The organism is Chryseobacterium angstadtii, assembly GCF_001045465.1.
Classification (GTDB): Bacteria; Bacteroidota; Bacteroidia; order Flavobacteriales; family Weeksellaceae; genus Chryseobacterium; species Chryseobacterium angstadtii.
The window spans coordinates 1,078,675-1,093,486 of record NZ_LFND01000003.1 but is presented as its reverse complement, the minus strand read 5'-3'; the positions used below and the strand labels follow the sequence as shown (position 1 = coordinate 1,093,486).

Sequence of the window (14,812 nt, the reverse complement as noted above, 5' to 3'; positions counted from 1 at the left end):
AAATTAATAATATTCAACGAATTAACCTTTACATTTGTTTTTTTTTCAAGCTTTAAAATGGAATGGTATTTTTCATATATTTAAGTACGAAAAATTAAAAAATGAAAAAAATATTCTATGTACTCATCTTAATGATAGGATTACAAACCACATACGCACAGGAAGTCCCATTGCTGGACAGAGAATTATTTTACGGAAATCCCGAAATTTCCGGCGGACAGCTGAGCCCGGATGGAAAATGGATCTCATTTATGAAACAATATGAAGGGATCATGAATATCTGGGTGAAAAAAGTAGATGAACCTTTTGATAAAGCCCGTCCGCTGACAGACAGCAAGCGCCCGCTGGCAGGATATTTTTGGTCCGAAAACGGAAAATACATCCTGTATGTAAAAGACAAAAACGGAGATGAAAATATGAATATTTTTGCCGTGGATCCTACTGCAAATGCTACCAAAGGTGTTCCCGAGTCAAGAAATCTGACTCCACTTAATGAAGTGACGGCTCAGATTCAGATGGTCAGTAAAAAAGATCCTGATTTAATGATGATCGGATTGAATAACCGCGATAAAGCATGGCACGACCTGTATTCATTAAAAATTTCTACCGGTGAACTGAAAAAGATCTATGAAAATAAAGACCGCATTACAGGATATGAATTCGATTGGGACGAAAAGCTACGAATTCTGTCTAAGACCGATGAAAAAGGGGTAACTCAGTTCCTGTATAAAGAAGGCGACAAACTGACTCCTATCTATGAAACATTGGTAACGGAAGGTGCTTATATTCCCAGCTGGAATGAAGATAATTCAAAATTCTATCTGGTAACGGATAAAGGAAATCTGGATAAATCCACGTTGTTTCTTATGGATCCAAAAACCAAAGAGATGACAAAAATTGAAGCTGATCCGAAAGGAAAAGTTGACTTCGGAGGTTTATTCATGGATAGAAATACAAGAAAAATGATTTCCACAACATACACAGGAGATAAAACGGAAAACTATTGGAAAGACAAAACATGGGAAGCGAATTATAAATTTCTTCAAAGTAAATTCCCGGGAAGAGAAGTTGATTTTTCAAGCTCTACGAAAGACTATTCTAAATTCCTGATCTCTGTTTGGGGAGACAAATATGCTTCCGAAGCTTATTTTTTCGATGCTAAAACGAAAGAACTGATCTTCCAGTATACTCCGAGAACTGAGCTGAAAAAAGTAGAAAAGTATCTGGCTTCTATGACCCCGATTACTTATAAAAGTAGCGATGGACTTGAAATTCCGGCTTATTTAACGGTACCTACAGGATCAACAGGAAAAAATCTTCCGACAGTTGTTTTGGTTCACGGAGGACCAAAAGGACCAAGAGATTATTGGGGTTATAACGCTACCGTACAGTTTTTAGCCAACAGAGGATATGCCGTATTACAGCCTAACTTCAGAGCAAGCGGTGGTTATGGTAAACAATTTAAAAATGGCGGAGACTTACAATGGGGCAAATTGATGCAGGATGATATTACCTGGGGAGTAAAATACCTTATTGACAAAGGAGTCTCGGATAAAAACAAAGTGGTCATTATGGGGGGAAGCTATGGAGGCTATGCAACACTGGCCGGTTTGGCATTCACACCCAACCTGTATGCCGGAGGAGTAGATATTGTAGGCCCTAGTAATATTTTCACACTTCTGGACTCGGTTCCTGCTTATTGGGAATCCGGACGTGCTTTCCTGTATGGAATGGTAGGTGATCCCAAAACTGAAGAAGGTAAAAAACTGATTAAAGAAGCAAGCCCGCTGTTCAGTGTAGATAAAATTGTAAAACCATTGCTGATTATTCAGGGAGCCAATGATCCAAGAGTAAAACAGGCCGAGGCAGATCAGATTGTAATAGCCCTTCGTGATAAAGGAAAAAAAGTAAATTATATCCTTGCAGATGATGAAGGACATGGTTTCAGAAAGCCTGTAAACAATATGGCTATGTATGCCGAAACCGAGAAATTTCTTGCAGAAGTTATTGGTGGAAGATATCAGAAAGAGATGCCTGAAGCTGTTGCAAAACGTCTAAAGGAAATGACCGTTGATATTACAAAAGTGACATACACACCAGCTGAAAAAACATCAGGTGCTGCCCAGAAACCTGTTAAATAAATAGAATTGCCGGGCCAATTTAATCCTATAAAAAGGCTGTCCTCTTTTTGGGCAGCTTTTTTATTTTTTCCTAAAATAAGTTGACAAAAACTCGATTTATTTAAGAAAAAATATTTTTTATTTCTTCTCTTTATTAAATTTTTGATATTGTTTGAAATAGTTAGTGAACGATTCACTTTCTTTCGGATTTGATTTTTGCCATGCTTTTAAAGCCTCGCTCTGCTCCTTATAATCAAGCAATTTTTGGCTCTCTATAATTGCATTTCCTTGTGTTTTTATTTCCTGCAGAACTTCAGTTCTTATCTCTTGCTTCGTACGAACACTTTCCTTGTACCACTTCACTCCCGAAAGAGCACTAAAGATTCCTAATCCCCAGCCCGATAGAATAATAAAAAAGGAGACATATAAAAGAGGCTTATAGTGATTAAAATAATCTTTGTAGGTTTCAAGCTGATTCAGATCTTCCGGAGAAATTCCTACTTTGATATTCCCCACTTTTTCCTTCAGTTCCTTCAAATTTTGCTCAATAAAGTATTCCGTTCCTTTTAATTTTTTATCCATAATGGAAATCCCGGAATTTAGGTTTTGAAATTCTTTGTAAAGAGATTCCGTTTTAATCTTGAGCCATTCCATTTGTTCCATCAAGTTGGGGTCTTCCGTACTGAAATTTTGATTTTCTTCCATAAATGATTTTTATACTTAAGACTTATTCCTTTGTTTTCATATATAAAACCTGATACAAAATCTAAAAATGAATGATTTTGTTCTATATAATAATGTTTTTCAGGCTATAAAAAGTTAAAATTTAGAAACGAAACAAAAAATAAATATCACAAACAATTGAATATTAATAAAATAAAACTCATTGATTTTTCAAGATGAGGATATAGTTGTTATCAATCAATATAATGCTCATTTTTTACGTTACAAATATAAATTGGTTATAAAAATCCATGTTAATGTCGATATTAATTAAATAAACACTCATGTTTCAATGGATTTTATGAAAATTAAATAATTTAGATAGATCATAAACAATATTTTTATTCAGGAATAATGATGAATGGGCTTACAGTGAAAGATTAAAATAAAAAAATACAAGAAAAAATATCCTCGCACTTATATGAAAGTACCAAAACAACTCAATGTTTTCAGAAGAAAATTGATGCATAATATTACAAAAAATATAGGCAAATCAAGCTCTTCTACTATACTACATGTCCAAAATACAACTATAAAAAAAATCTTAATTTCACGGCCAAACCATAGGTTAGGAAACCTTTTATTGCTTACACCTATTGTTCAAGAGGTTGCCAATACCTTTCCCAATGCCAGGATTGATTTATTTGTAAAAGGAAGCATTTCTCCCACTATTTTCAAAAACTACGAAAATATTGATCAAATCATCCAACTTCCGAAAAAGCCATTTAAGAATATATTCAAATACATAAATGGCTGGTTTTTATTACGTTGGAAAAAATACGATTTGGTGATCAACTCAACCCACGGTTCATCATCCGGAAAACTTTCCACCCGTCTGGCTAATGCCCAATACAAATTTTACAGTGAATGGGATGATGAACTTCATCTAAAATACTCCGACTATCAGCACTCCGCGAAAAATGTAATATACAATCTGAGAAAGTTCCTAACACAATTGGGGTTTGAAGAAAATACAAGCAGACTTCCTTATTTAAATATAAAGTTGGATAAAGATGAAATAGAGACCGGTAAAAGAAAACTAACGCAAATCAACAACAATAACAACAAAACCATTTGTCTGTTTACCAATGCAACAGGAGATAAATGCTATTCCGAAGATTGGTGGAATTCTTTTTATGGACATCTACAATCTGAGTTTCCTGATTATAACTTTGTGGAACTTCTGCCAGTAGAAAATATTTCCAAGTTAAATTTTAAAATTCCTACTTTCTATAGCACCGATATTCGTGAAATGGGTGCATTCATTGCCAATACCAGCATTTTTATCGCTGCCGATAATGGAGTCATGCATTTATCGGGTGCAGTAGGAACGCCAACAGCAGGGTTATTTTCGGTCACTAATGAACATATGTATAAACCTTACAATGACAAAAGCTTTTCTGTAAATACAAACAATGTCAATGAAAATGAAATATTAGATCTGATAAAAAAAGTACTTCAGGAATGAACTATATACAAGTGCTAAACACATGATATCAATAAAATTTGAATATATTAATACTACACCTAAGTTACTATGAATCATATTTTTGCAACAGATTACTCACATCACATAGGTGATATACTTCATATTATAAAAAATTTTAAAAATGAAGGAACTTTAATAGGACCCGGAACCAGAAATATTGTTAAATGGATCTCCATTAACAATATGATGCTCAATTTTAAATCATTTAAGCAACATAATATAATCAATAGGCATGTATACAAATATTACAGGAAATCTAAAGCAAAACGTTCTTTCGAATATGCCCATTTGTTGATTTCTAAAAATTTCTATACACCAAAACCTATCGCTTATGTAGAATTTCACGACTGCATTGGATTAACGAACAGTTATTATATAAGTGAACAGCTGGAGAATAGCTTTACATTACAAGATGTATTTCTAGGCAAAAATTCTTTTGAAGACTGGAAAGAAATTGTTAAGGGATATACTTTGTTAATCTATCAATTGCATGAGCAAGGAATTGAATTCATTGATAATTCTCCCGGAAACTTTTTACTAAAGAAAATGGATAATGAATACCGCTTTTTTTTAGTAGATTTAAACAGAATGAATTTTCACCATCAGTTTGAAATTTATGATCGGTTCAAAAATTTTGCCCGATTAACGAATGATCCGGATATCCTTAAAATCATAAGCCTGGAATATTCACTATTATCGGGAATTTCTCAGGAACACTGCTTAGAACAAATCGTTAAAGCCACAAAAAGACAAGAAACCAAGCGTAAAATAAAAAAAGTATTGAAATTTTATAAATACTTTCTAAAATAACATTCTGGAATCAATATAATTTACAAAAGGCTGCCCTATTCGGCAGCCTTCTATTTAGTAGGTTAAAGTAAGTCCGGCTCCCCAGCCCGTTTCAACATCATAATTTCCGGAGACCGATAACCATTTCTGTAAAATATACCTTAGTCCGGTAGAAAATTCACCATCAGAATTAATGCTGAAATTCGCTCTCACTCTTCGGGAAATAGGAATATCTTCCCTGCTGAGTTCCAGCAATACCTTTCCGTTATGATCTACACTTGCATCTGCTGTCACCAACATGGGCAGAAGATATTGCACACCAACGATAGCAGTATATTGGCTTCTGGAAGCTTTTTCCTGTCCGAACCAGGTTTTCTTACCGCGGAATTTCATTCCTGCATTTTCAGCCATCTGCCGCTCCATAATTTCGTGATTCTTCTGTACACGGAAACCTGCATAAGGAAGTGCCCATTGAAATTTCCCCAAAAATCTTCCGACTTTAACGTTTCCTTCAAAGTGATCAAAGTTCCAGTTAGAATGAAATTCATTCAGATTGGCCCATCTTGGTCCGAACATCGTCATGCTTTCCCCATGTATCTTATTGCTTGCCACATCCAACATGCCCATGGAACTGATCATTTTATTGTCTTTCAAAAAGTTTTTCCAGGCCAGTTTTCTGTTGGGAAGCTGCGGATTGGGTTTTGAATCTTCGTAGCTGAATATCCTTCCCATTCCGGCCATCATATGGTATAAAATATGACAGTGGAAAAACCAGTCGCCATCCTGATTGGCTGCAAATTCAATGGTATTGGTTTCCATCGGCATAATATCTACTACATTTTTCAGCGGGGAATATTCTCCTTTTGAATTGATAAGTCTGAAATCATGACCATGAAGGTGCATCGGGTGGCGCATCATGGAATTGTTGTACATTGTAATTCTAAGAATTTCCCCTTTTTTTACAAGAATTTTATCTGTTTCTGTAACCGTTTTATTATCCAGTGTCCACAAATACTGGTTCATATTTCCTTCCAGTGTAAATTTGAGTTCTCTTACATTATCATCGGGAAGAATCGTTTTTTCGGGTGATTTCAGAAGATTGTAAGAAAGTCTTTTGATTGTTTTTTCTTCCTTCATATCCATCCCTGAATGATTGTCATGATTCGTGGTGGCTGAGGCTCTCGAAGCCACCTTTGAATGATCTTCTTCCTTAGTCTTAATACCCATCATCTCATTCATGTGCTTCATCGTCATTTTTCTCTGGCTTTCCGGAAGTTCAGGATACATCACTTCATTCATATCCATTACCTGGTTGCCCATCTTCATGTTCATCGGTTTCATATTTCCACTCATTTCCATCATGCCATTCATCATTTTCATTCCTTCAAAAAGTAACAGTCTCGGCAGATTGGGTGCTTCTACTTTTTCACCGGATCCAAGCCACAGAGAGGCGTGTCCTACTCTGTCTTCCGATGTGGAGCGGAATTCAAAGCTTTTGTTTTCAGGAATAGTTACTTCAATATCATACGTTTCAGAAACCCCGATGATAAGACGGTCTACTTCTACCGGAACCACATCGTTTCCGTCATTTCCTACCACTTTTATTTTTCCGCCACCATAATTCAGCCAGAAATAAGTGGAAGAACCGCCATTGGCAACCCTCAGCCTTACTTTATCGCCTGCTTTCAGGTTTGAATAATCAGAACTTGGAAGTCCGTTGATTAAAAATTTATCGTAGTAAACGTCACTTACGTCCATGGCTTCCATTCTTTTCCATTCATTCAGGGCTTTTGTCCCGAAATTTCCTGATTTAATGGCTTCCCAATAACTTTGAACCGCATTTTTCTTGATCGCATACCAATCTGTATTGGCCATATGAAGTCTTCTGGCGATCTCCATAGGATCTTCATCGCTCCAGTCGCCCAACAATACAGGAATTTCCTTTGTGTAAGACGGTTGAGGTTCTCCTTCTCTTTTATTGAAGACCAGAATTCCATTCATCCCGATCTGCTCCTGAAGAGCTTCGTGGGAATGGTACCAGTACGTTCCGTTTTGAGATACTCTGAATTTATATACATGCGTTTCTCCGGGAGTTACAGGTTTTGTCGTAAGATACGGAACCCCATCCTGCTCATTCGGTAAAATAACCCCATGCCAGTGAAGACCGGTATTTTCTTTAAGCATATTATGAAGATGAATCTCCGCAGTATCCCCTTCCGTAAAATACAAGGTTGGTGCCTGAAGCTTTCCGTTGATGGCAATCGCTCTACGGCTTTTTCCCGTGAAATTGACGATGGTATCTTTAACATACAGATCATATCTTACCGTTTTTCCTCCGAAAGTTACTTTCCCGTTTTCGGAATTTCTTTTGAATACAGGTTGATCTTTTTTCTGTGTTTCTGTTGTAAAGTGTTGATGATTTTCTTCAGACTGAGGCTTGGATGTTTTCTCTGTCTGAGCTTTAACTTTATTTGTGCTATTTTTAATTTCTGCTGATTTTTGTTCTGTTTTAAGCTTCTGCGACTGTTCCGCCATGTCTGGGGTTACTGCAACAGTTTTCTTTACCAGCGTCATATTGCATTTCGGGCAGTCTCCTGGTTTTGAAGACACTACTTCCGAATGCATTGGGCAGGTATAAAAAGTTTTCGTTGTTTGAGCGAAGGTAAAAACAGAGAACAAAAGCATCAGAAATAGGATGAAATTTTTCATAATTTTCCGAACTTTTCAAAGATGTAATGCTTAAAGTTAATTACACTTAAAGCAACGCAACTTATTGTTTTAAAATCTAATACAATACTTATTTTATTTCTGACTTCACATTTCCACAAGTAAGCATAGACTTCCCGTAGTATGGATTGGCGATCTGTTTTTCATCGCTTAGCCAGTTTGAATCTGCCATTGGGCAATATTGTACGTAAACCGGGTTTTCTGAAAGCTTAAACTCCTTTGTTAAAGCAATCATATTTTCGGAAAGGTTGGAAAAAGTTTCTCTTTGTGCTGAAATACTTCTGGCGTCTGAGATGGCTGTGGCATCTTTTCTCAGAATATTCAGATTGCCTTCGGAAACAAGCTTGAAATCAACTGTTGAAGCTGTTTTAATGAATTCAGTAGCTGCTTTCGACGTTTTGTCTGCATCATCTGAAGATAAAGCTGATTTGATGGCAATATAATTCTGGTATAATTTCGAAATCTGAGCGTCTTTTTTAGACTGTGCGGAAAATAAACCTATTGAGAATATAGATAAAGCTGCTGTAATGATATACTTTTTCATTGTTTTAAATTTTAGAATTAATTTTTAATAAAGGATAACTGATGCACGTCATGTGCAGAACCGTGTTGTCTGTCAGGGCATGATCATCTGAACAAAACCAGACAACTTACGGATCCTAAATCCTAAAATTACAATGATTGATATAGAGCGGAACCGGCCTGTATTCGGGTGGCCCGTTGATCTTTATCTGAGTGAATTTTGTTGCTGAAAAAGATTTGTCCTGAGAAAAAAACTGATGCTGGGCAAAGGCAGGAGCAATCAGACTCAGAAAATCGATCGTCAGCAGATCAGACTTTTGGGAGTCATCTACTTTTACTAATTTAACCTCTGTTTTACAACATCCTTTCTTTTCTTTAACCTCACATTTCCCACAGATATCTGTTGTTTTCTGGCTTACGGAAATCAGTTCCTTCATACAGAAATGTATGCTGAAAGCTGCTCCGGAAGAGAATCCAAAGTAGAAAACAGAAAATAATATGGCAAGAATCTTTTTCATTGATAGGACAAAGTTAAAGATATCTCAGAAGCCTTTGTTATAAAATTCTGTATACTTGTTACAAAATTCAGCCAGCAAAAAAGCTTCTGAAAATCTCAGAAGCTTTCTTTATATTGTACTGTCAAAGGCTAATTTCTTAATTTAAGTTATCAGGAGCTCTCCCACTAACTTCCAGCCTCTAACTTCTAATTTCTCAAAATTACAGTTTGAATTCAAGTTTTACATTGAAGAAACGCCCGGTAAGACGTACCGGAACCGGATACATTACATTTGAATTGTAATCTGTAATCCATTGGTTGGCCACTGTGTTATTGATGTTAAATGCATTGAAAACCTGCACCCCTAAAGTCAGTTCTTCAAAATTACCCCAGAACCCGTAACGTTTTTTCTTGTCTTTGGAATCAATGAATACTTTTGAAAGTCCCAAATCCACTCTTTTATAAGAAGGCAGCGTTCTTTGATACTGATAAGGATCTGTAAATACCGGTGCTCCGTTCGGAAGTCCCATAGCATATACCAGGGTAAGATTGACACGCATTGACGGGAATTTCGGCATATAATCCTGGTAGAACATCGCAAATCTGAATCTCTGGTCTGTAGGTCTTGGAATATCTCCTCTGCCATCGATATTTTCATAGACTCTCGCGTAACTCGCAGACAGCCAGGAATCTACTCCGGGAACAAATTCTCCGAATAATCTGGTATCTATTCCATAAGCATATCCAGAAGCATTGTTCTTACCAGAATAACGGATTCTTACATTGTCCATATAATAAGGAATCAGATCATCCATTTTCTTGTAATAAGCTTCAGTAGTCAGCTTAAATGGTCTGTCATACATATAAAACTCGTAGTCGTTGGCAAGAATTAGCTGCATAGAACGCTGAGATTTTATACTGGAATTAAAGTTTCCGTTAAGATCTTTAATTTCTTTATAAAAAGGAGCCTGATAATAGATTCCTCCGGAAAGTTTGAAAAGCATATCCGTATCCCAGTCTGGCTTTATAGCAAACTGGAATCTTGGTGAAAAAATAGTTTCTTTATTAAAACTCCAGTTGGAAACCCTTGCTCCGGCATTAACAAATACTTTGCTGGCACCCCAGTAAAACTTTTGAGAATACTGTGCATAGGCAGACAATCTTGAAGGTTCTATCTTGTTTCGTCCTGAAATCTGATAAAATAAGTTCAGATCTCCTGAATCTCCCGTTCTGGGATCGTCAATAGGACGGGGAATGCTATATCCTGCTGCGTCTACCAACTTCCATTCATTGGTATTGTCATTCAGATTTTCTTTTTCGTATTTAAAACCTACTTCTATATCTGTATTGATATTGGGAGAAAATTTAGCTCTGAACTGAGTTCCGTACGTTCTCACAAACAGGTCATTTCTGGCATGCTCTATCTGTCCGCCACCATCAAAAGAAGGATTAGGTGATCCGCTTACAGGGTCAAAAGTCTGAATTTCATAGCTTGAAGCAATAGTATAGTATTCTTTTTCTCTGTTTTGATAGGAAAAACTATCCAGTGTAAACTTCCATTGGTCTGAAGGCTTATAGTTCAGAGAGAAAGTTCCCATCATATTCTTATACATATCCTCTTCTTTCCCGCCGTAACCAATATTAACCGTGATAGGCTGCTGAAGGCTTCCGAAAGTGACGCTTTTGGCCTTAGGAACCATTTCGTAGTCATTCTTGGAATAATATCCGATGAATGACATAGAGAATTTATCACTGAAATGATAATTGATATACGACTGGAAATCCCAATACGTAGGGTTAAAATCCGTATCCTCATTCAGGGTATTCAAAACGAGATTCGTGTTTCTGTATCTTCCTGAAAATAGAGCCGTTAATTTTTTATTCTTTGAAGCTAAACCTGTTGTCAGTCTTCCCCCGATTAAACTGGCTTCCCCTGAAAGTTCAAATTTCTCAGGTTCCCGGTAGTAAATATTAAGGGCAGAAGACATTTTATCCCCATATTTAGGTTCAAATCCTCCTGCAGAGAAGTTGACTGCTGAAACCATATCAGGATTAATGATACTCATTCCTTCCTGCTGCGAATTTCTGATCAGAAAAGGTCTGTAAATCTCAATATCATTAATGTAGATAAGGTTTTCATCATAGTTTCCACCACGTACCATATATTGGGAAGACAGCTCGGTGTTGGAGTTTACGGAAGGAAGCGTTTTAAGAAGTCCTTCAATTCCGCCGCCGATAGTGGCGATCCCTTTAGCATCTTTTGCTGAAATCCTGACATTGGTAATGTCGTTGGTTTTTCCGACCACTTTTTTCTGGAAAACGACCTCCTCAATATCGGTTACTTTATCTGCTGTATCTCTTTTTCTATTTTGAGAGAAAATAAGCATAGGAACCATAAGGCTCAACGGTAAAACTAGTTTTTTCAAAAGAAATATTTTAAGAATTTCTAAAAATAGGGATTTTTTAACAATTACAAAATGGATTCTCTGATTCTTGTTAATTTCTGTAATAAATCTTCCAACAGATCCAGTCTTAGCATGTTTGCACCGTCTGATAGCGCAGTCTCAGGGGTAGGATGAGTTTCAATAAAAATCCCGTCTGCTCCTACAGCAATTCCTGCTTTGGCTACTGTTTCTATCAGATCCGGTCTTCCTCCTGTAACTCCGGAGCTTTGGTTAGGCTGCTGTAAGGAATGGGTAACGTCCAAAATAACAGGTGCATATTCTCTCATCGTAGGAATACCTCTGTAATCAACAACCAAATCCGTATATCCGAATGAATTTCCTCTTTCAATAATTGCTACTTTCTGGTTATTGGAATCGGTAATCTTCTGAACGGCAAATTTCATGGATTCCGGGGAAAGAAATTGTCCCTTTTTCAGAGTTACACACTTCCCTGTTTCTGCCGCAGCTACCAAAAGATCAGTCTGACGTACTAAAAATGCAGGAATCTGCAATACATCAACATACTGCGCAGCCAGTGCTGCATGCTCATTTTCGTGAATATCTGTGGTCGTTGGTATATTGAAGGTTTCCCCTACTTTTCTAAGAATTTCCAGAGATTTTTCTTCTCCAATGGTGGTAAAAGAATCTACACGGCTTCTGTTTGCCTTTTTAAAACTTCCTTTGAAAATATAGGGAATGTTGTATTTGTCTGTTATGCTGATTACTTTTTCTGCAATTCTTAATGCCATATCTTCTCCTTCAATAATGCAAGGACCGGCGATCAGGAAAAAGTTTTTGGAATCTTTGTGGTGTATATTATCTAAATACTGAATCATTTTTATGTAAATTAAAAAGTTCAGTAAAAATACTTATAAAGTTTCAGAATCGGAAATTATTTGAGGAGTTTGATTCGTTGGGTTGCGAGTTTCGGGATACGGGAAAATAAATGGAATATTGGAAAGATCTAAAGAAAAATTAAACATTTCCGTGAAAAATATACACAATCATGTGTGCTCATCTGTGAAATCCGTGGTTAAAATAATTATAATCTCACGCAGATTTCACGGATAACGTAGAGTCTTATTGTTCTTTGAAATATATAAAGCAACCATCAGTGCTCATCTGTAAAATCCGTGGTTAAAATAATTATAATCTCACGCAGATTTTACGGATAACGCAGATTTTAATCGTCAGTTTCTGCAAATGTAAAGCATGTATACGCAATCATCTGCCCAATCTGAACAATCAGCGAGAACAAAATAAATAAGTTGATCAGCCCATTTTCTTCAGAATCTTCTCAAAAGTATTAACATTCCGGCTTGTGAACTGATCTTTAAGACTTTTCTTACCTAAAACTTTCCCAAAAGAAGAATCCAGCGTATTTCCTTTTGGAACCTGCCAATAAAACAGTTCTTCCTTAATCTCCGCTTTTTCATTTTCAGCTTTGGAAGCCGCTTCAAACTCCTCCATCAAAACATTCTCCACTCCGGGATTTCCTACAAAACCATAAATATGCAGGTCGTCATTTTTTTCAAAAGGAATGCTGTTCCAGAAAATCTCAGTTTCTTCCTTAGATTTTACAAATAAAAAAGCTTCATAGGAAAAATGATCAGACATCGCTTTTTCCAGAATTACCTTTAAATCTCCTGCATTTTTGTCAGAAGAAAATACAATATTTCCTGAGGCCAGCACAGAAGCTACCTCTTTCGTTCCGGCTTCTTTAAAAACCTGGCACACATCGGCCATTTTCATATTGGTTCCTTTTACGTTTACGCCACGGAGAAAAGCACAGTATTTCATAGTTTTTAGGGATTAGGTGAGAGGTGTTACAGTATTAGAGTTTGAGGGCTTGAGGGTTTGAGAATAATAACACATACATTTCTAATGTCCAACTCCTTCAATCTTTCAATTTTTAAATCATTTAATCTTTCAATCTATCTTCACATACAAATTGTAATCCGTCCCTGAAGGCTTTAAATGATAAATCTTTTCCAGAATGCGGTTATCACTTTTCAGGTTATCTTTTATTCTGAATTCTTTTAAAAGTTTATAATGAGCCTGATAATAGGCGGCATCCTTTCCTGTAAACAGATTATTGTAAGAAAGAAGGTATTTTGGCTTTCTGTTTTTTACAGTATTGAGCCAGTAGTGGGCTTTATCTTTTTTAACCTCAGTCTGGATCTGTTTGTCTACCAATCCTACTTCATCAATGGTTTTCAAACCGGAAAAATAAGGAACATAACCCGCAGGTTCAAGTAAAATCCATTGGTTTTTATCTTTTTCATATGAATTTAAAAACAGACCTATTTTTCTGCGGTAATTCCATTCTCCGTTTCCTGTAGCAATAGAATGTATGGTTTGAAAAACGGTCATCGGAAGAATATAAAATACTACTAAAAGAGACAGCCATAGATTTCGTTTCTCTTTCTGTTCCAGAACAAAAATAAGGACAGGAACAAAAAGTAAAAGCTGAGGCACCCAGTAATACCAGTCGAATAAGCTTTTCTGAGAAATAAAAATAATTTGTTTTACCCATCCGAAAATAAAGATCATCCAAAGAAAATAATTTCTCTTCTCTCTTTGTCTTACCAGATAAATAAAGCACAACAGCTCAAAAATAAGGACGATAACCGTTACCGGATTAAAGTTTCCGGGAAGTTTCAGCATTCCCCAGAAATTACCAAAGCTTACAAGGAAATAGTCGAGATTCTGTGCAAAAGTAAAATCATGTTCGTAAAGAAGTTTTTTGGCTACAATCGTATTATTCACGAGTTCTCCAAAATATAGCCAGTTGAAGGAAAGTACAGACAAAAGACCTAAAATTCCACCCCAAATATAGCTCCATCTGATCTTTCTGTTCCAAAAGATATCCACCAAAAATACAATTCCGAGGAAAATAATGGTATCAATTCTGGTGAACATAATCAGGATCGGCAAAAGAATCAAAGCCCATTTCCTGCCTTTACTGAAACCGTAATACAGAAGGGACATTTCCAGAAAGAAGAGAATCCCATACTCCATTCCCAGAATAGAGATCTTCACAGCAGGCGGCAAAATTCCGATCAGAACTATAAAAATAGCTTTATGCCAGGGATTTTTAAGAGTAAGATGGGCTAGAAATAATGTTCCGATTGTAAAAAGGATGGAATTGAAAATCAAAAGGGGTTCAATAAAATATTCTTTCCCTAAAACCAGATTGAACAGATAGGAAACAAAAACATAAAGATGGGTGGTAGAGGCTGAAATCTTGGTTTCTCCGTTAAAGCCTATTACACCGTAGTCTAATAGATTCTGGGCCACTCTCCAGGTTATGAAAGCATCTTCCTGGATATAATGAGTCAGTAAAAAGAGAAGTTTTAATAAGACCGTAAAAATTACGGCATAAATTGGGAGTCTGTTATTTTTATTTTCTGCCATCACGCATTTTTAGTTTGACAAATATAATCTTAAAATTCAGGAATCCCAATAACAAAAAAACGGAACTTCGGTTCCGTTTTTGTTA

General features: G+C 36.3%; 11 protein-coding genes. 3 read left to right on the top strand and 8 right to left on the bottom strand.

Annotation, left to right across the window (positions count from 1 at the left end):
- Positions 1–101: 101 nt before the first annotated feature.
- Entirely contained in the window at positions 102–2,141 is a 2,040-nt protein-coding gene (locus tag ACM46_RS12745) for a S9 family peptidase (protein ID WP_048506999.1), read from the top strand.
- A 117-nt stretch (positions 2,142–2,258) separates the two neighbouring features.
- Here the strand turns inward: ACM46_RS12745 and ACM46_RS12740 are convergent, their stop codons facing one another.
- Positions 2,259–2,825, bottom strand: coding sequence for a hypothetical protein (locus ACM46_RS12740; RefSeq protein ID WP_048506998.1), 567 nt, complete (start codon positions 2,823–2,825; stop codon positions 2,259–2,261).
- A gap of 601 nt (positions 2,826–3,426) precedes the next feature.
- On the opposite strand from ACM46_RS12740, the gene ACM46_RS12735 reads away from it, so the two are divergent.
- Both ACM46_RS12735 and ACM46_RS12730 read left to right on the top strand, forming a co-directional pair.
- On the top strand, positions 3,427–4,311 hold the full coding sequence (locus ACM46_RS12735) for a glycosyltransferase family 9 protein (protein WP_338151994.1): 885 nt from the start codon (positions 3,427–3,429) through the stop codon (positions 4,309–4,311).
- Positions 4,312–4,380: 69 nt separating this feature from the next.
- Positions 4,381–5,142: a lipopolysaccharide kinase InaA family protein gene (locus ACM46_RS12730; protein WP_048506996.1), complete on the top strand. Its 762-nt coding sequence runs from the start codon at positions 4,381–4,383 to the stop codon at positions 5,140–5,142.
- Positions 5,143–5,196: 54 nt separating this feature from the next.
- Here ACM46_RS12730 and ACM46_RS12725 read toward each other — a convergent pair whose 3' ends face one another.
- The 7 genes from ACM46_RS12725 to ACM46_RS12695 all read right to left on the bottom strand — a co-directional run bounded on the left by ACM46_RS12725 (position 5,197) and on the right by ACM46_RS12695 (position 14,727).
- On the bottom strand, positions 5,197–7,830 hold the full coding sequence (locus ACM46_RS12725; protein WP_048506995.1) for a multicopper oxidase domain-containing protein: 2,634 nt from the start codon (positions 7,828–7,830) through the stop codon (positions 5,197–5,199).
- An 88-nt stretch (positions 7,831–7,918) separates the two neighbouring features.
- Entirely contained in the window at positions 7,919–8,392 is a 474-nt protein-coding gene (locus tag ACM46_RS12720; protein WP_048506994.1) for a DUF3347 domain-containing protein, read from the bottom strand.
- 115 nt (positions 8,393–8,507) lie between these two features.
- Positions 8,508–8,888, bottom strand: coding sequence for an HYC_CC_PP family protein (locus ACM46_RS12715; RefSeq protein WP_241486007.1), 381 nt, complete (start codon positions 8,886–8,888; stop codon positions 8,508–8,510).
- A 199-nt stretch (positions 8,889–9,087) separates the two neighbouring features.
- Entirely contained in the window at positions 9,088–11,292 is a 2,205-nt protein-coding gene (locus tag ACM46_RS12710) for a TonB-dependent receptor plug domain-containing protein (RefSeq protein ID WP_048506993.1), read from the bottom strand.
- A gap of 44 nt (positions 11,293–11,336) precedes the next feature.
- A complete protein-coding gene (kdsA, locus tag ACM46_RS12705) occupies positions 11,337–12,146 on the bottom strand; it encodes a 3-deoxy-8-phosphooctulonate synthase (RefSeq protein WP_048506992.1) in 810 nt (269 codons plus the stop codon).
- A 436-nt stretch (positions 12,147–12,582) separates the two neighbouring features.
- Positions 12,583–13,110, bottom strand: a complete 528-nt coding sequence (locus tag ACM46_RS12700) for a DUF1697 domain-containing protein (RefSeq protein ID WP_048506991.1) — start codon at positions 13,108–13,110, stop codon at positions 12,583–12,585.
- Between the two features lie 129 nt (positions 13,111–13,239).
- Positions 13,240–14,727 carry a hypothetical protein gene (locus ACM46_RS12695; protein WP_048506990.1) on the bottom strand — a complete coding sequence of 496 codons (1,488 nt, stop codon included), beginning with the start codon at positions 14,725–14,727 and terminating at the stop codon, positions 13,240–13,242.
- Between the last annotated feature and the right edge of the window lie 85 nt (positions 14,728–14,812).